The 16,251-nt window shown below is 69.9% G+C and carries 16 protein-coding genes and 1 pseudogene; 9 read left to right on the top strand and 8 right to left on the bottom strand.

What is annotated here, in order from left to right:
• From EQG76_RS11150 to mltG, 5 genes and pseudogenes are all read left to right on the top strand, one after another.
• Nucleotides 1-329, top strand: a pseudogene (locus tag EQG76_RS11150) (ACP S-malonyltransferase); the annotation flags it as partial.
• A gap of 37 nt (nt 330-366) precedes the next feature.
• Nucleotides 367-1,101 (top strand): 3-oxoacyl-[acyl-carrier-protein] reductase, encoded by a 735-nt coding sequence (gene fabG / locus EQG76_RS11145; RefSeq protein WP_159713380.1) that lies wholly within the window; start codon nt 367-369, stop codon nt 1,099-1,101.
• Between the two features lie 192 nt (nt 1,102-1,293).
• Complete coding sequence (locus tag EQG76_RS11140; protein WP_159713379.1) at nt 1,294-1,527, top strand: acyl carrier protein; 234 nt, start codon at nt 1,294-1,296, stop codon at nt 1,525-1,527.
• Nucleotides 1,528-1,573: 46 nt separating this feature from the next.
• Nucleotides 1,574-2,836: a beta-ketoacyl-ACP synthase II gene (gene fabF, locus EQG76_RS11135; protein ID WP_159713378.1), complete on the top strand. Its 1,263-nt coding sequence runs from the start codon at nt 1,574-1,576 to the stop codon at nt 2,834-2,836.
• 1 nt (nt 2,837) lies between these two features.
• Complete coding sequence (gene mltG / locus EQG76_RS11130; protein WP_235031315.1) at nt 2,838-3,839, top strand: endolytic transglycosylase MltG; 1,002 nt, start codon at nt 2,838-2,840, stop codon at nt 3,837-3,839.
• 6 nt (nt 3,840-3,845) lie between these two features.
• On the opposite strand, the gene EQG76_RS11125 is transcribed toward mltG, so the two are convergent.
• Nucleotides 3,846-4,577 (bottom strand): SDR family NAD(P)-dependent oxidoreductase, encoded by a 732-nt coding sequence (locus EQG76_RS11125; RefSeq protein ID WP_159713376.1) that lies wholly within the window; start codon nt 4,575-4,577, stop codon nt 3,846-3,848.
• Between the two features lie 73 nt (nt 4,578-4,650).
• Here EQG76_RS11125 and gmk point away from each other — a divergent pair, with 73 nt between their 5' ends.
• Nucleotides 4,651-5,307 carry a guanylate kinase gene (gene gmk, locus EQG76_RS11120; RefSeq protein WP_159713374.1) on the top strand — a complete coding sequence of 219 codons (657 nt, stop codon included), beginning with the start codon at nt 4,651-4,653 and terminating at the stop codon, nt 5,305-5,307.
• On the opposite strand, the gene rsmA is transcribed toward gmk, so the two are convergent.
• Genes rsmA through lptF form a run of 5 tightly spaced genes read right to left on the bottom strand, consistent with a single transcriptional unit; the run spans nt 5,304 to nt 12,026 of the window.
• Complete coding sequence (rsmA, locus tag EQG76_RS11115) at nt 5,304-6,125, bottom strand: 16S rRNA (adenine(1518)-N(6)/adenine(1519)-N(6))-dimethyltransferase RsmA (RefSeq protein ID WP_159713372.1); 822 nt, start codon at nt 6,123-6,125, stop codon at nt 5,304-5,306. The genes gmk and rsmA overlap by 4 nt on opposite strands.
• Nucleotides 6,122-7,501, bottom strand: coding sequence for a peptidylprolyl isomerase (locus EQG76_RS11110; protein WP_159713370.1), 1,380 nt, complete (start codon nt 7,499-7,501; stop codon nt 6,122-6,124). The genes rsmA and EQG76_RS11110 overlap by 4 nt, the downstream gene beginning before the upstream one ends.
• Nucleotides 7,502-7,539: 38 nt before the next feature.
• The gene (locus EQG76_RS11105) at nt 7,540-9,726 is read right to left on the bottom strand and encodes an LPS-assembly protein LptD (RefSeq protein ID WP_159713368.1); all 2,187 of its coding nucleotides are present in this window, start codon (nt 9,724-9,726) and stop codon (nt 7,540-7,542) included.
• Between the two features lie 7 nt (nt 9,727-9,733).
• Nucleotides 9,734-10,888, bottom strand: a complete 1,155-nt coding sequence (lptG, locus tag EQG76_RS11100; protein WP_159713358.1) for an LPS export ABC transporter permease LptG — start codon at nt 10,886-10,888, stop codon at nt 9,734-9,736.
• On the bottom strand, nt 10,875-12,026 hold the full coding sequence (gene lptF, locus EQG76_RS11095) for an LPS export ABC transporter permease LptF (protein ID WP_159713356.1): 1,152 nt from the start codon (nt 12,024-12,026) through the stop codon (nt 10,875-10,877). Before lptF ends, lptG begins: the two co-directional genes overlap by 14 nt.
• Before the next feature lie 99 nt (nt 12,027-12,125).
• Here lptF and EQG76_RS11090 point away from each other — a divergent pair, with 99 nt between their 5' ends.
• From EQG76_RS11090 to ndk, 3 genes are all read left to right on the top strand, one after another.
• On the top strand, nt 12,126-13,622 hold the full coding sequence (locus EQG76_RS11090; RefSeq protein WP_159713354.1) for a leucyl aminopeptidase: 1,497 nt from the start codon (nt 12,126-12,128) through the stop codon (nt 13,620-13,622).
• Nucleotides 13,619-14,077 carry a DNA polymerase III subunit chi gene (locus EQG76_RS11085; RefSeq protein WP_159713381.1) on the top strand — a complete coding sequence of 153 codons (459 nt, stop codon included), beginning with the start codon at nt 13,619-13,621 and terminating at the stop codon, nt 14,075-14,077. Before EQG76_RS11090 ends, EQG76_RS11085 begins: the two co-directional genes overlap by 4 nt.
• Nucleotides 14,078-14,159: 82 nt before the next feature.
• Nucleotides 14,160-14,582: a nucleoside-diphosphate kinase gene (gene ndk, locus EQG76_RS11080; protein WP_159713352.1), complete on the top strand. Its 423-nt coding sequence runs from the start codon at nt 14,160-14,162 to the stop codon at nt 14,580-14,582.
• Nucleotides 14,583-14,606: 24 nt separating this feature from the next.
• Here ndk and EQG76_RS11075 read toward each other — a convergent pair whose 3' ends face one another.
• Complete coding sequence (locus tag EQG76_RS11075) at nt 14,607-15,872, bottom strand: MFS transporter (RefSeq protein ID WP_159713350.1); 1,266 nt, start codon at nt 15,870-15,872, stop codon at nt 14,607-14,609.
• Nucleotides 15,873-15,935: 63 nt separating this feature from the next.
• A partial coding sequence (locus EQG76_RS11070) for a TerC family protein (RefSeq protein ID WP_407925530.1) occupies nt 15,936-16,251 on the bottom strand: 316 nt, incomplete at its 5' end.

Raw genomic sequence — 16,251 nt, 5'->3', positions numbered from 1 at the left:
CGCTAATGGCGCCGGCGGCCGCCCGCCTGGAGAGCGCCCTGGCCAACGTGTCCTTCGCCGCACCGGCCGTCCCGCTGATCGCCAATGTCACGGCTGAGCCCGTGGCCGACCCAGCGAGCTTGCCCGACCTACTGGTCCGCCAGGCGACCAGCCGGGTGCGGTGGCGCGAGAGCATGGCCACCATGGGCCGCCTGGGCGTCACCACCATCCTGGAGCTGGGGGCTGGCAAGGTGCTGACCGGGCTGGCCAAGCGTGCCGTGCCGGGCGCCGCCCTCCTGAACCTCGCCGAGCCGGCCGATCTCGACGCCGTCGCCGCGGCCCTGTCCTGATCCGGCCCTCGTGGGCCATTTCCTGCGGAGAAGCATGATGTTCGATCTCTCAGCGCGGCGTGCGCTGGTCACGGGTGCCACGGGCGGCATCGGCGAGGCGATCGCCCGGGCGCTGCATGCGCGGGGTGCCTCCCTGGTGATCACCGGCCGGCGCGAGGAGGTGCTGGCGAAGCTCGCGGCCGAGCTGGGCGACCGGGTGCAGGTGGTGGTGGCCGATCTCGCCGAGCCGGATGCCGCCGAGCGGCTGATGAAGGAAGCCGAAGCGGCGGGGCCGGTCGACGTTCTGGTCAACAATGCCGGCATCACCCGCGACATGCTGGCGATGCGAATGAAGGACGAGGACTGGTCGGCGGTGATCGAGACCAACCTGTCGGCAGTGTTCCGCCTATCGCGCGCCGGCCTGAAGGGCATGATGAAGCGCCGTCACGGGCGGATCATCAATATCGGCTCGGTGGTGGGCGCCACCGGCAATGCCGGGCAGGCCAACTATGCGGCGGCCAAGGCCGGGCTGGTCGGCATGACCAAGGCGCTGGCGGCTGAGCTGGGCAGCCGCGGCATCACCGTCAACTGCGTGGCGCCGGGCTTCATCGACACCGCGATGACCCAGAAGCTGGACGAGAAGCAGCGCGACAGCCTGCTCGGGCGCATCCCGGCGGGCCGGCTGGGGGCGGGCGCCGACATCGCGGCCGCCGTGGTGTATCTGGCCAGTGACGAGGCCGCCTATGTGACCGGCCAGACCCTGCATGTGAACGGCGGAATGGCGATGATCTGAGCACTGTGCCCTTGTCTTCGGCGGAAACGGTACGATCTGGGCACCGAGGCGGGACCTCAACCGGCCGGACGCTGGTCAAGGTTCGAGGCATCGTGTAGGAAGCCCGCCACGCCCGGGGGTAGGTCGGCCGTATTGCTCGCGATGCGCCGGGTTCGGGTGTTCCAGTCAGTCCAGGGTCGAGGACCGTTTCCGATGAGCGATATCGCTGAGCGCGTTAAGAAGATCGTCGTCGAGCACCTTGGTGTCGAAGAGGCGAAGGTGCAGGAGAATGCGAGCTTCGTCGATGATCTCGGCGCCGACAGCCTCGACACCGTCGAGCTCGTGATGGCGTTCGAGGAGGAGTTCGGAGTCGAGATCCCCGACGACGCGGCTGAGAAGATCCTCACCGTCAAGGACGCGATCGACTTCATCAAGGCCAACAGCTGATCCTGCCTGAGGCCTTGGCATCCGTCGCAACGTTGGAACGATCGTCATGAGGCGTGTTGTCGTTACCGGGCTGGGGATGGTCACCCCGCTGGGTACGGGGGTCGAGACGAGCTGGAACAGGCTCGTGGCCGCAGAATCCGGGCTGCGCCGCATCGATCGGTTCGACGTGTCGGACCTTCCGGCCAAGGTGGCCGGGCTGGTGCCGGGCGAGGGGGAGCCGGGCGGCTTTCGGCCAACCGACTTCATCGACGCCAAGGAACTGCGGCGCAACGACCATTTCATCGTGCTCGCCATGGCCGCGGCCGCGGAAGCGATCGCCGACAGCGGCATCCCGCTGGCCACGGATGAGCAGAAGAACCGGTCGGGCGTGCTGATCGGCTCCGGCATCGGCGGCCTGAACGCGATCGCCGACGCGGCCCTGGTCCTGGAAAAGCAGGGTCCCAGGCGGATCAGCCCCTTCTTCATTCCAAGTGCTCTGATCAACCTCGCCGGCGGCCAGGTCTCGATCAAGTACGGGCTGCGCGGGCCGAACCACTCCGTGGTCACCGCCTGCTCGACCGGCGCCCACGCGATCGGCGATGCCTCGCGGCTGATCCGCTACGGGGATGCCGACGTCATGGTGGCCGGCGGCACGGAGGCGGCCGTTGGTCGGCTCGGCCTTGCCGGGTTTGCCGCGGCGCGGGCGCTCTCGACTGGCTACAACGACACGCCGGAAAAAGCGTCGCGCCCCTGGGACAAGGGTCGGGACGGTTTCGTGATGGCGGAAGGGGCCGGGGTGCTGGTGCTCGAAGAATACGAGCATGCCAAGGCCCGCGGCGCCAAGATCTATGCCGAGATCAAGGGCTATGGCCTGTCCGGCGATGCCTACCACGTCACCGCGCCCAGTCCGGACGGGGACGGCGGCTTCCGTTCGATGACGGCGGCCTTGCGCAGCGCTGGGCTGACGCCCGCCGACATCGACTATGTCAACGCGCATGGCACCAGCACGCCGCTTGGCGACGAGCTGGAGCTGGGCGCGGTGAAGCGGCTATTCGGCGATGCGATGAAGAACGTCTCGATGTCGTCGACCAAGTCGGCGATCGGCCATCTCCTGGGAGCCGCCGGTACGGTCGAGGCGATCTTCTCGATCCTGGCGATCCGGCACGGGATCGCTCCGCCGACCCTGAACCTGGAGAACCCGGAAGAGGCGGCCGAAGGCGTGGATCTGGTCCCGCTCAAGGCCAAGGAGCGCCGCATCCGCAACGCGCTGTCCAACAGCTTCGGCTTCGGCGGCACCAACGCCTCCCTGATCGTCGGCGTTCCGGACTGACGTGCGGATCCTCAGCCGCGGCCGGGTCCTGCTGCTCGTCACTGGCCTGTGCCTGGCTGCGGTCCTGATCGGCGGCGCGTTCTTCGCTCATCGCCATCTCGAAGCCTGGATGGTCACGCCCGGCCCGCTGGCGAAGGAGGTCGACATCCTCCTGCCGCGCGGCGTCGGCTTGGCCGGGATCGCCGCGCGCCTGGAGGAGGCGGGCGTGATCGACGACGCCCTGCGGCTGCGGCTCGCCACCCGGCTGTCCGGGCGCGACCGGCGCCTGCAGGCGGGCGAGTACCGCTTCGCCCCCGGCATCACGCCGGACGAGGCGCTGGCGATGATCGAGGCCGGGCGGCAGGTGCTGCACCGGCTGACCGTGCCCGAGGGCCGGACCGTGCGCGAGGCCTGGGCGTTGCTTGAGGCGGAGGAGCGGCTGACCGGCGACCTCCCGGAGCTGCCGCCCGAAGGCGGCATCCTGCCCGAGACCTATTTCTTCCAGCGCGGCGAGGAACGGCGCGCGGTGGCGGAGCGCATGGTGGCGGCGATGCGCAAGGCCCAGGCGGAGATCTGGGCGAACCGGGCCGAGGACCTGCCGTTCGACACGCTGGAGGAGGCGGTGACGCTCGCCTCCATCATCGAGAAGGAAACGGCGCTCGCCGACGAGTACCGGACGGTGGCGAGCGTCTATGTGAACCGGCTGCGCCGGGGCATGCCGCTCCAGGCCGACCCCACCGTGATCTATGCACTGACCAAGGGCCTGTCCGATCTCGGCCGGCCTTTGACCCGCGCCGACCTCAAGCTCGACGACGACTACAACACCTACCAGCGCGCCGGCCTACCGCCCGGGCCGATCGCCCTGCCGGGGCGCGCCGCCCTGGAAGCGGCGGTGAACCCGGCGGACACCGATTATCTCTACTTCGTGGCCGATGGCGGCGGCGGGCATGCGTTCGGCCGCACGCTCCAGGAGCACAACGCCAATGTCCGCAAATGGCGGGCGTTCCAGCGCTCCCAGCAGTGAGCGCCGTTATTCCTTCGGCGTCTGGCGCATCAGGATCGGGTCGCGCAGTGCGGCGGGCATGAGGCCCATGAACCGCGCCAGGAGAAAGGTCGGCAAGGGGAAGACGATGCGCGCCCGGCCGGCCTCGAGGCCAGCATCTATGATCTCCGCGGCACGCTCGGCATCCATCAGGAACGGCATGGGGAACCGGTTCAACCTGGTGAGCGGCGTGTCGACGAAGCCTGGGCAGACCACGCTCAGCCGCACCCCGTCGCGCGCCAGCCGCGGCCGCAGCCCCTCGCCATAGCGGCGCACCGCGGCCTTGCTGGCGGCATAGGCGGGGCCGGTGGGTGAAGCCAGGAACGAGGCCAGTGAGCTCATCAGCACGACATGGCCCTGCCGGCGTGCCCTCATGCGCGGCAGGAGCGGCTCGACCGTGGCGATCTTGCCGACTGCGTTCACCGTCATGATCTCGGCACCGCTCACCCCGGGATTGCCCGCGATGCCGGCATTGGCCACCACCATGTTGATCGGCCGGGCCGCGTCGCGCTCGCTGGCCCAGGCGGCCAGTGCCTCGGTGTCGCGCACGTCCACGCTGCGGATGTCGACCTCGGCACCGGCGTGCACCGCGGCGGCCGCTGCCTCCTCCAGCCGGGCCCGGTCGCGGCCCTGGAGGGAGAGCAGGGTGCCGGGGCGTGCCCAGCGCGCCACGAGTGCGCGGCCGATCCCGCTGGAAGCGCCCGTGATCAGCCGGTGCATGGTCCAGTCCCCTTGGATGATCCGGTGCCTGCCGATAGACCTCCGGGCGCTGCACTACCGGAGAGCCCGCCCGATGACCACCACCTCACCCGTGATCCGCCGACGCGGGGTCATGCTGGTCGTCTCCTCACCCTCCGGCGCGGGCAAGACCACGCTTACGCGCACGCTGCTGGAGCGCGACCCGGACGTGTCGCTGTCGGTCTCGGTGACCACGCGGCCGCCCCGGCCCGGCGAGGTGGACGGCGTCCACTACCACTTCATCGACAAGGACCAGTTCCAGGGCATGGTGGAGCGCGGCGAACTGCTCGAGCACGCCCATGTCTACGGCTACAGCTACGGCACGCCGCGCCCGGCGGTGGAGCTGGCGCTGGCCACCGGCAAGGACGTGCTGTTCGACATCGACTGGCAGGGTGCTCAACAGCTCCGCCTGGCGGCCGAGCAGGACCTGGTCGGCATCTTCATCCTGCCGCCGACCATGGCCGAGCTGGAGCGGCGGCTGCGCTCGCGCGCCCAGGACCCGGAGGAGGTAGTGCGCCACCGGCTGGCCCAGGTCGCCAACGATATCACCCACTGGGCCGAGTACGACTATGTGATCGTGAACCACGACCTGGAAACCAGCATGCGCGCGCTCACCGGCATCCTGATCGCCGAACGGCTGAAGCGCCGGCGCAATCTGGGCTTGGCCGAGTTCGTCGATCAGTTCCGCCGCTCGGGCACGGGACCGGTCTAGGCGCCGTCCAGCGCGTTCGCGATCCGGGCGAACTCGGCCAGGTCCAGCGTCTCCGCGCGCCGCGTCGGGTCGATCCCGAGCCCCGCCAGGAGCGGGACCGGGTCGCTCACCAGCGGCTTGAGGCTCTGGCGCAACATCTTGCGCCGCTGGCCGAACGCGGCGGCGAGCACGCTACCGAGGCGCCGCTCGTCGCAGAGATGCTCCGGTACGGCACGCGGGGTCAGGCGCACCACCGCCGATTCCACTTCCGGCGGCGGGCTGAAGGCACCCTTGGGCAGGCGGAACAGGTACTCGACCCGGCAGGCCCACTGGGTCATGGCCGCCAGCCGGCCCCAGCCCTCGCTGCCGGGCTTCGCCGCCAGCCGCTCGGCCACCTCCTTCTGGAACATCAGTACCAGCCGGTCGAAATTCCGCCGCTGGGCCAGGAGATGGAAGAGGAGCGGCGTGGAGATGTTGTAGGGCAGGTTCGCCACCACCAGTGCCGGCAGGGGATCGAGCGTGGCGGCGTCGAAGGCCAGCGCATCGCCGGCCACCACCTGCAGGCGTCCGTCGGCGGCCTGGGCCAGCGGTGTCAGCGCCTCGATCCATCGCGGGTCGCGCTCGACCGCGACCAGCCGTGCGGCACCGGCGCGAAGGATCGCACCGGTCAGGCCGCCCGGGCCGGGGCCGATCTCCAGCACGGTGCGGCCCTGGAGATCGCCCGCCGCGGCGACGATCCGGTCCAGGATGGAGGGATCGAGCAGGAAGTGCTGGCCCAGGCGCTTGTCGGCGCGGTGGCCGGACCTCTTCAGGATCTCGGCCGGACCTGGCAGATTCATACTCTCAGATCGACATAGGCGTCGCGGCGCAGGTCGCGCAGGTAGCGGTCGGCCAGCCGGTCGAGCTGCTGCGCTTCCAGGCGGCGCTGCACCGATTCGCGGTCCATGGACGGCAGCGGCGGTGGCGGCGGCGTGGGCTGGACCGGCCGCGGCGGCTCGGCGGCGCGCGGCAGCTGTCCGCCCTCCCGGTCGCAGACCATGATGAGCTGGATTCCGGCCGGCCCGGTGAGCGGCGGGCTCAGCCGGTTGTTCGGCAGGTTGCTGACCAGCTGCGTCAGCACCGGCGGCAGGTCGTCGACATCGAGCCAGCCGAGATCGCCGCTGCCCTCGCCGCCCGATTCCGCGGCCGCCGTCTGCAGGCTGGCGCAGGACCTGAAGCGGTTCTGGTAGGCGGCCGCCTGCTCGAGCAGCTTGTTCCGCTCCGCCTCGCCGGCATCTTCCGGCACCGGGATGACGTACTGGGCTAGATGGACCCGGGTCGGCGGGATGGCCGGACGGGCCGGGGCCGGAGGCGGCGGGGGCGGGGGCATCTCCACCTCGGCATTCTCGCCGGCCGCGCGCTTGGCGCGCATCATGAAGATCTGCCAGCCGGCATTGGTGCGGACCGGTCCCTCGATGTCGCCCACGCCCAGGTCGGCGACGATGGTGCGGGTCTCCTCGGTCAGGCCGGAAGGCTGCACCCAGCCCAGGTCGCCGCCGGCAGCGGCAGTGGACGAGGCCGAGAACTCGCGCGCCAGGGCCGGGAAGGAGGCACCCTTGTTCAGCGCGTCGACCAGCTCCTCCGCATCCGCGCGCACCTGGCTCTCCTGGTCGGGGTCGGTCACCGGCAGGGTGATCTCCGCGAGGAGCCATTGCGGCTCGTTGCGCGCCCGCTCCGCCTCGCGGATTGCGAGGTCCACCTGGTCCGGGCCGATACGCACCCGCGGCCGGAGCTGCTGGGCCACCACCTTGGCCCACAGGATCTGGCTCTCGACCTGGCGCTTGAGGGTCAGGAGGCTCGCCCCCTGCCCGCGCAGGAACTCGTCGAGCTGGTCCATGGTCATGCTGTTGCGCTCGGCGATGTTCGCCAGGGTCTGGCTGATCTCGTCGGGCGTGGCGGTCAACCCCAGCCGCTGCGCCTCCAGGCGCTGCAGGGTCTCGTCGATGAACAGGCGCAGCACCTGCGGGCGCAGCCGGTCGCGGTTCTCCGGCGTGGTCGCCAAGCCAGAGGACACCAGCGCCAGCGATACCCGGTCCTCCAGGTCACCCGTGGAGATGACCTGGTCCTCGACTACGGCGACGATCCGGCCGGCCGCGACTACCTCGCCCGGCAGGATGGCCGTGCTGCTCAGCAGCGCGAGGGAGAGGAGGGCAGCGCGGGTAAGGGATGCGATCATGCCGTTTCTGTGTCACCGCGGGGTTGCTCGATGGCGGTTCAGTTGCTGCCGCCTCCGGTGAGGCTGGTCCTGCCGCCGAACTCGCCGAGATTCTTCAGCGTCACGCGGAATAGCAGCGTCGTTGCCGGCCCGGCGTCACGATCCTCCGTGTAGTCGCGTTCGAGGCCGGCGACCAGTACGAGACAGGGGTGATTGTAGACGAACCCGACCGCATAGGTCACCGGCTCGTCCGCGACCAGGTCCTGGCGCACGCCCGCCGAGAGGGAGAAGCTGTCGGTGATCCCGGCGCGCACGGTGGCGGTCAGCTCCTTGCGCTCCTGGACGTTCTCGAGATCAGGGTCGTCGGTCAGGCTGAGATAGCCCACGCCCAGGCCGAAGCGCCGCCAGTTGAAGGAGGCCAGCAGGTCGTTCTTGGTCATCTCCTTCAGCTCGTCGTCGACCCGGAACCGGTAGGACAGGTTCAGCCACTGGGCCGGGTGCATCTCGATCCGGCCGACGAAGTCGGAGAAGTTCTCGTCCAGGCCGGTGCCGGGCTCGAACGTGCTGTCGTCCTTGAGGCGCCAGGACTGGCCGAGCATGCCCGAGACCCGGAAGGTCTCCGGCGAGAACGAGCCGAAGCGCAGGCCGTAGGCGCCGCGCGGGCCGCCCTCCACCCGGTCCAGGCCGGTGAAGCGGTTGGCCTGGAAGATGTTGGTGTCGTCCAGGTCGAAGGACTGGCTGTCCTCGTTGGGGATGTCCTCCGGATTGCCGCCATAGGGCGACCAGTGGCCGACCAGCACCGGCTCCAGCAGGTGCTGCCAGCCGCTCTCGGTCGTTCTGATCAGCGGCAGGCTCCACTCGGCCGAGAGCAGCGGATAGAGCCGGCCCGTCGTATTGCTGCCGCCGGCATCAGAGAAGGTCTCCGGGTCGCCCTCGGTCTGGTAGCCGTCCGCCCGCATCGAGGCCGAAAAGCGCAGCACGTCGCCGAACCGCCCGACCATCGGCTTGTTCCAGCCGAGCCGGCCGGACAGCCGGCGCGTGTCCAGCCCGTCGCTGCGGGTAAGGGCCAGCACCGAGGTGTCGACGTCGTAGAAGCCGCCCCAGGAGCCGTTGGTCGGCGTCGACCAGCGCAACTGGCCGCGCGGCAGCACGAACGGGGTCAGGCCCGGGTCGTCCGACTGCAGCAGGCCCTGGAAGTAGAAGGCATCCAGCACGCCGTAATTGGTGTCCCAGGCCCGGTCCACCCAGGGCCGGTTCACCAGCAGGTTCTCGTCGTCGATGTCGTAGCGGCGCAGATAGGTATCGTCCGACGCCAGAAAGGCGTCGAAGCCGCCGCCATAGCCGTCCTCGAACACATAGCGGCCGGTACCCTGGAAGTGGCCGCGGAAATCCTTCTCGGTGCGGGTGCCGTTGCTGCCGGCATAGCGGTCGGCATAGGTGGCGCTGCCCTCGAGCTCGGTCGGCCCGAATCGGTCCATCCGCCGGTACTCGCCGAACAGTGCCACGCCCTGCTCGGTAGTGATCAGCGGCGCGATCGTGACGTCCTCGGACGGCGAGATCACGTAGTAGTACGGGACCTGGATGAAGGCGCCGAGCGCGGTGCGGCTGCCGAAGCTCGGCTGGAGGAAGCCGGACCTGCGGTCCACCGACGGGTCCGGGTGGCTGAAGCGCGGCAGGTACATGACCGGGATGCCGAACAGGTCGAAGGTGGCGTCCTCGTAGATGACGTCCTTGGCGACCTGGTCGTGGGTCACCTTGCGGCTCTTGATCTGCCAGAGCGGCGAGCTGTCCGGGTCGTCGCACAAGGGGCAGGGGCTGTAGACCGCGCGGTCGAGCTCGGTCCGGTTGCCGCCGGAGCGAACCGCACGGCGCGCGACCAGGCGGCTGTCGTCGGCGAGCAGCACGCTCGCCTGCTGGATGAAGCCGGCGCGCAGACTGTCGGACAGCTCGACCTTGTCGCCGAACACGGTCTCGCCTTCCTCGCCGATCAGGACGACATTGCCCTCCGCAGTCACGATGTCGGTGTTGCGGTCCCAGGTCACCTTGTCCGCGAGCAGGGTTCGCCCATCGCGGTCGATCTGCACGTCGCCTTCCGCCGCGATGACGTTCTCGCGCTGCTGGAAGTCCAGCCGGTCGGCGGTCAGCAGGACCTCCGGGGGCTGGTCCTGTGCCTGGGCGGCGAGGGCTAGACTGCAAAGCATGGTTGCGGCCAATAGGGCCGGCTGCAGGCGACGCACAAAATTCATCCGACGCTCAACCGTCCTCGGTGTGGAACAGAAGGGCGAGACCCAGCAGGATCGCCACGACCGCCGGGGTCCATGCGGCCAGCTCCGCTGGTAGCCGACCCGAGAGCCCCACCGCCAGCACGACATTGGCGAACACGAAGAAAACGAAGCCCGAGGCGATGCCCATCGCGACGAACACGAGCGTGCCGCCGCGCCGGGCGAAGCGCAGGGAGAACACGGTGCCGATCAGGAGCATCGCCGCGAACATGAGCGGCGTAGCGAGCAGGTTCTGGTAGTGCACCACATGGGCGCGCACCGGCAGGCCGATCGACCGCAGCGTGGCGATGTAGTCGGGCAGCTCCCAGAACGAGATCGTCTCCGGCTGGGCCAGCCCGCCATGGATGCGCTCCAGCGTCAGGTTGGTCGGGACCTCTAGAACCGGGTCGCGCTCGACCTGGCCGTTCGGCCTAGTGGTCACCGCATCCTGCAGCTCCCAGAATCCCTCCGTCAGCCGGGCGGCGGGCGCGTCGATCCGCCCGGCATAGCCGCCATTGCGGTCCAGGAGGAAGATGGTCACGTCGGTCAGGCTCATCGTCTGGCCATCCGCCACGCCGCGCGCGTGGAAGACGATCGGCTGGCCGTCCAGGGCCTGGCGCAGCCACAGCCCGCCACCGGCGACCTCCATCCGGTCGAGTTCGCCATCGTCCAGAAGGTCAGACTGCGCCTCGTAGCGGGCGTAGAGGATGGTGCTGATCGGGTTCAGCACGGTGACGCTGATCGTGCCCAGCACCGCGGCGATCAGCCAGACCGGCATCAGGAACTGCCAGATCGAGATGCCGGCAGCCCTGGCCGCTACCAGCTCGTTGGTCCGCGACATCCGCCGGAAGGTGAGCATCGCGGCGAACAGCATGGTGAACGGCAGGAGCTGCTGGGCAGTGGACGGCGCGTGCCACAGCGCCAGCTCGATTGCCTCGGCGAACCCGCCTTCTTCCCGCGTGCCGGAGCGGCGCAACTGCTCGATCGCGTCGAACAGCAGGACCAGCACGACCAGGCCCAGCGTGACCGTCAGCACCGACGAGACCAGGGCCCGGCCGAGATAGCGGGCAAACGTCCAAGAGAACCGCCAGCGGCGGCGGCGCGTCGGCAGGAGCGGACCGGCCACGGCCTGCTCAAGCTCCCGCACGCAGCGCCTCCCGGCTGGGCAGCTCGGCCGGGGCGGCCATGCGCCGTGGTCGCCGTCGGCGCAGCCGGCCGGTGAGTGCCAGGAAGGCCAGGATCAGCGGGACGATCTGCGCCAGGTAGAACAGCGGCACGAAGGCCAGAGAGCTGATGGAGAAGCTGGTCACCGCGAGCTGGACGACCTGCTGCACGGTGGCCAGCAGGATGGCGAACGCGATCCGCTTGCCATGCCCGCGCCGGTCGAGGTCGGCCGGCAGGAGCACGGCCAGGGCGATCGCCACCAAGACCAGCGGCGCCAGCGGGCTGGTCAGCCGATCGTGCGCGGCCGACACCAGCCGGCTATAGTTCTTCTGGTCGTCGATGTCGTCGGCTGGCCAGAGCAGCTCGTCGAGATAGCGCTCCTTGGGCTTGCGCCAGCGATAGGCGTCGTCCTCCTCCGACAAGGTGGTGAGGTCGACCGTGTAGGCATCGAAATGGAGGGCCGAGACCCGCCCGTCCGGCTCCCGCTCCTGCCGGGTGCCCCGCTCCAGGACCAGGCGCGGTTCGTCGCCCACGGTCACCAACACGCCGCGTTCCGAGGTGATCGTGGAGGGGGCCTCGGGATCCCGCGCGTCGTCCACCAGCAGGCCGGTCAGCGAGCCGTCCGGCTGGCGCTTGTCCACATAGACGGTGATGCCGGGGGCCGGCTGGTTGAACACGCCTTCCTGCAGCAGCACGAAGGTGTAGCTGTTGCGGATCTCGTGCTCGAGGTCCTTGAACGCGCGGGCACCCGCCGGCATCAGCACCAGCGAGGTCAGGTAGCAGAGCAGCGTCACCCCGAGCGCCAGATAGAGTGCCGGCTTGGCCAGCTCGAAGTCGGAGCGGCCGGACGCCTTGAGCGCGATCAGCTCGCTGTCGTTCCACAAGCGTGCATAGGTGAAGATGGTCGCGGCCAGGAGCGCCAGCGGCAGCACCACCAGGAGGAGCGAGGGGAACAGGAGGGCCGTCAGCCACAGGAAGGTGGTGACCGGCAGGCCCTTGTTGACGATCAGGTCGAACAGCCGCAACGATTGCGACAGCCAGACCGCACCTGCGACGGCGATCACGGCCACCGCGGTGGGGATGGCCAGTTGGGACAGCAGGTAGCGCGCGTAGACAGGCATGGGCGACATCATAGACGCCCATCTCGGCGCCGGTCGATGGTACACCCACCTGAGTTTGGCCGGCCAAGGCCCGGTTGCCTGACGCGAGGACTTCGAGCGATGGACGTGACCCTGGAGCGCCCCGAGCTGCCGAACACCGGCCGGGTGGTGGTGCCGGTCGGCACCGGCGACGCGATCGGCGCGGCTGCCGCCAGCCTCGACGAGCGCAGCGGCGGGCTGGTCCGGCGCGTGATCGAGGCCGCCGGGCGGCGCTGGAAGCATGGCGCCATCCTGGAGCTGCCGTTCCCGGGCGGCACCGGGCTGGAGCAGGTCTGGCTCCTGGGCGTCGGCCGCGAGAGTCTCGGCCGGCTGGAGCTGGAGCATCTGGGCGGCAGCCTGTGGAGCGCGCTGGCCAAGGTCGAGGGCGGGCTGGTCACGCTCGCCTCGCCAGACGGGATCGAGCTGCCGTTGCCGGCCGACCAGGTGCAGATGGCCCTGCTGACCGGGCTGCGCCTGCGCTCCTGGCGCTTTGGCAAGTACAAGCGCAGCGAGGAGGACGAGCCGGCACGGGGCCCGGATCGGCTGGCGATTGCGGTGCAGGACGAGGGCGAGGCCAAGCGTGCGCTGGCCGGCGTGGATGCGCTGGCCGCCGGCGTCAACCACGCCCGGGCCCTGGTGACCGAGCCCGCCAATGTCCTCCACCCGGAGAGCTTCGCCGAGGAAGCGCTGAAGCTGCGCGACCTTGGCCTGGAGGTCGAGGTGCTGGACGAGGCGGCGATGGGCCGGCTCGGCATGGGCGCCATCCTGGGCGTGGCACGCGGCAGCCGCCGCGAGCCGCGGCTGGTGGTGATCCGCTGGAACGGCGGGGGCGGCCAGGGCAGCCCGCTCGCCTTTGTCGGTAAGGGCGTGTGCTTCGACACGGGCGGCATCTCGATCAAGCCCGCTGCCGGCATGGAGGACATGAAGTTCGACATGGCCGGCGCCGGTGCCGTGCTGGGTGCCATGGAGGTGCTGGCCCGGCGCAAGGCCCTGGTCGATGCGGTCGGCGTGCTGGGCCTGGTCGAGAACATGCCGGACGGCAACGCCCAGCGGCCGGGCGACGTGGTGACCGCCATGTCGGGGACCACGATCGAGGTGATCAACACCGATGCCGAGGGCCGGCTCGTGCTGGCGGACGCGATCTGGTACACCCAGGATCGGTTCAAGCCGAGGCTGATCGTCGACCTGGCGACGCTGACCGGTGCGGTGATCGTGGCGCTGGGCCACGAGCATGCCGGCCTGTTCAGCAATGACGAGGAACTGGCCGCCCGGCTCACCCGCCTGGGCGAGGAGACCGGCGAGACGCTCTGGCGCCTGCCGCTCGGCAAGGCCTACACCAAGCACATCAAGTCCGAGATCGCTGACATCAAGAACACCGGCCGGGCACGCCAGGCCGGCAGCACTGCCGGGGCGGTGTTCATCGAGCAGTTCGTGAACGGCGTGCCCTGGGCGCATCTGGACGTGGCCGGCACGGTGTGGAGCAGCCGCGACCTGCCGCTCTCGGCGAAAGGTGCCACTGGGTTCGGCGTGCGCCTGCTCGACGCGCTGGCGCGCTCCTACGAGGACGAGGCGTACTGAGCGAGGTCGGCTTCTACCACCTCACCCGCTCGAGCCTGGAGGAGGCGCTGCCGCGCCTCCTGGAGAAGGCCCATGCCGCAGGAATGCGCATCCTGCTTCGGGCCGGGTCGCGAGAGCGGGTTGACGCGCTGGACCGGCACTTGTGGGTCTACCGGCCGGATTCCTGGCTGCCGCACGGGTGCCGCGCGGACGGCAACGCCCCGCTGCAGCCGATCTGGCTGACCGAGCAGGTGGAGAACCCGAACGGGGCCACGCTGCTGGTGCTGGTCGACCGAGCCGCGGACGACGACCTCGCGAGCTTTGCGCGGGTGCTGGACCTGTTCGACGGCGGCAACGAGGACGAGGTGGCCGCGGCGCGGGCGCGCTGGCGGGCCCGGCGGGAGGCTGGCCACCGGCTGGTCTACTGGCGGCAGACCGAGCGGGGTGCCTGGGAAAAGGCCAGCCAGGAAGGCTGAGCCCTGGTGGTGGTCAGCGGGCGGGCAGGCTGCTAAAGGCGCGGCCCGACACCGTTTCCTTTCGCATCGGATGGGATTTCCCATGGCTCTCGAGCGCACCTTCTCCATCATCAAGCCGGACGCCACCCGGCGCAACCTGACCGGCGCCATCAACGACGTCATCGAGAAGGGCGGCCTGCGCATCGTCGCCCAGAAGCGGCTGCGCCTGTCCAAGGCCCAGGCCGAGGGCTTCTACGCCGTGCACAAGGAGCGGCCGTTCTTCGCCTCGCTGGTCGAGTTCATGACCAGCGGGCCGGTGGTCGTGCAGGTGCTGGAGGGCGAGAACGCGGTGGCGCGCTATCGCGAGATCATGGGCGCCACCAACCCGGCCAACGCCGCCGAGGGCACCATCCGCAAGCTGTTCGCGGAGTCGATCGAGGCCAACTCGGCGCACGGCTCGGACAGCCCGGAGAACGCCGCCACCGAGATCGCGTTCTTCTTCTCCGGCATCGAGATCGTCGGCTGACGTGCGGCGCGGCCGGCTTCGCCCTCAGGCGGCGCCGGCCGGCTTCACCCGGCCGGCACTGGTGATCAGCCAGGTCACCAGGATCGACAGGAAGGTGGCGACCGCCGCCATGACCAGCACGAGCTGCGGCTGGCCGCGGTCCAGGAGCAGGCCCACCAGGGTCGGCGCGAAGGTGGCGCCCAGGTCCAGCCCGGAATAGGCGAAGCCGAACACCTTGCCGGTCGAGCCCACCGGGGCCGCCGCCCGCACCATCAGGTCGCGCGACGGGGTGGTGGCGCCGACCGCGGCTCCCGCCACCGCGACCAGGGCCAGCAGCGTCCCGTCATTGAGCGGCAGGAAGCCCACGGCCAGTATGCAGATGGCGCCGATGGCTAGGCCCCCGCTCATCAGCCAGTCCTGCCGGCCCGAGCGGTCCGCGAGCAGGCCGCCAATGCCCGTACCGACCGCACTGCCCAGGATGAACGTGGTCACCGCGGTAGTGCCCAGCACCAGCGGCACGTCATGGAGCTGGACGAGGGTCGCGGGCAGGAAGCCCTGCAGGGCGATCATGGCGATCGACTGCAGCGCGAAGAACAGGAAGCAGCCGAGGATCGCCCGGCCGAACAGGGTGCCGAGCAGCGAGCCCTGCGCGGCGACACCGCTCGCGCGTGCCTGCTCATGGCCGGTCGGGATCGTGATATCCGGGCGTGATGCCAGCAGGGCCGCCAGGATCAGGAGACCAGGCACGGCTGCGCCCAGCAGTGCGATCCGCCAGCCGAAGCTCGTGGCGAGCAGGGTCACGAACACCGGGGCGGCCGCCCAACCTAGCGTGCCGCCGATCGTGTGCACTGAGAAGGCCCGGCCCATCCGCTCGGGCCGCACCCGCTTGCCCAGGATCGCATAGTCGGCCGGGTGGAACACGCTGTTGCCGATGCCGGCCAGTGCTGCCAACGGGATCAGTGCTGTCCAGCCCGGCATCAGCCCCATCAGGCCGATTGAGACGGTGAGCAGGGCCAGGCCCAGGATCAGGATGCGATGCGCCCCGAACCGGTCGACCAGGAATCCGGCCGGCGCTTGGCACAGGCCCGAGGCGGCGAAGAACACCGAGCTCAGCAGGCCGAGCTCGGCCCAGCTTGCCCCCAGCTCCGTCCGGAGCAGCGGGAACAAGGGCGGCAGCACCAGATGGTAGAAGTGCGAGGCGAAATGCCCCGTGCCGATCAGCCCGATCACCTTCAGATCGGACGATGCCGGCGCGCTTGCCGCCAATGCCATGCCGTCGAGCCACCACTTTGCCAGGTCCGCCGGATCCACGACGGGTCATTGCCGTGACGCCGCCGGCCGGCAGGGCCGGAAGGCGGCGTCGCGGTGACCGGTCTAGTGGGTCTGGCCGTTCGCCGGAAGGGCATCCGGCGCGTCATCCTGGACGACGGGCGGCTCGCGGCGGGTCTGGTAGAGCGAATAGGCCACGCCCGCGGCCAGGATGCCGAAGGTGACGCTCAGCGAGATGACCGGCGGCAGCTTGCCCCAGATCTGGGTGTAGAAGATCTTGCTGCCGATGAAGATCAGCACCAGGGCCAGCGCATACTTCAGGTAGTGGAAGCGATGGATCATCGCCGCCAGCGCGAAGTAGAGCGACCGGAGGCCCAACACGGCGAAGATGTTGCTCGTGTAGATGATGAAGGGGTCGTCG

The organism is Geminicoccus flavidas, from assembly GCF_009806515.1.
Lineage (GTDB): Bacteria > Pseudomonadota > Alphaproteobacteria > Geminicoccales > Geminicoccaceae > Geminicoccus > Geminicoccus flavidus.
The sequence above is the reverse complement of the archived record's forward strand: the minus strand, read 5'-3'. Positions and strand labels throughout refer to the sequence as shown.

What these genes read in the sequence shown, in the direction of transcription:
- fabG (WP_159713380.1), top strand. Translation starts at nt 367, where the DNA reads ATGTTCGATCTCTCAGCGCGGCGTGCGCTGGTCACGGGTGCCACGGGC.
- EQG76_RS11140 (WP_159713379.1), top strand. Translation starts at nt 1,294, where the DNA reads ATGAGCGATATCGCTGAGCGCGTTAAGAAGATCGTCGTCGAGCACCTT.
- fabF (WP_159713378.1), top strand. Translation starts at nt 1,574, where the DNA reads ATGAGGCGTGTTGTCGTTACCGGGCTGGGGATGGTCACCCCGCTGGGT.
- EQG76_RS11125 (WP_159713376.1), bottom strand. Translation starts at nt 4,577, where the DNA reads ATGCACCGGCTGATCACGGGCGCTTCCAGCGGGATCGGCCGCGCACTC.
- gmk (WP_159713374.1), top strand. Translation starts at nt 4,651, where the DNA reads ATGACCACCACCTCACCCGTGATCCGCCGACGCGGGGTCATGCTGGTC.
- rsmA (WP_159713372.1), bottom strand. Translation starts at nt 6,125, where the DNA reads ATGAATCTGCCAGGTCCGGCCGAGATCCTGAAGAGGTCCGGCCACCGC.
- EQG76_RS11110 (WP_159713370.1), bottom strand. Translation starts at nt 7,501, where the DNA reads ATGATCGCATCCCTTACCCGCGCTGCCCTCCTCTCCCTCGCGCTGCTG.
- EQG76_RS11105 (WP_159713368.1), bottom strand. Translation starts at nt 9,726, where the DNA reads ATGAATTTTGTGCGTCGCCTGCAGCCGGCCCTATTGGCCGCAACCATG.
- lptF (WP_159713356.1), bottom strand. Translation starts at nt 12,026, where the DNA reads ATGCCTGTCTACGCGCGCTACCTGCTGTCCCAACTGGCCATCCCCACC.
- EQG76_RS11090 (WP_159713354.1), top strand. Translation starts at nt 12,126, where the DNA reads ATGGACGTGACCCTGGAGCGCCCCGAGCTGCCGAACACCGGCCGGGTG.
- ndk (WP_159713352.1), top strand. Translation starts at nt 14,160, where the DNA reads ATGGCTCTCGAGCGCACCTTCTCCATCATCAAGCCGGACGCCACCCGG.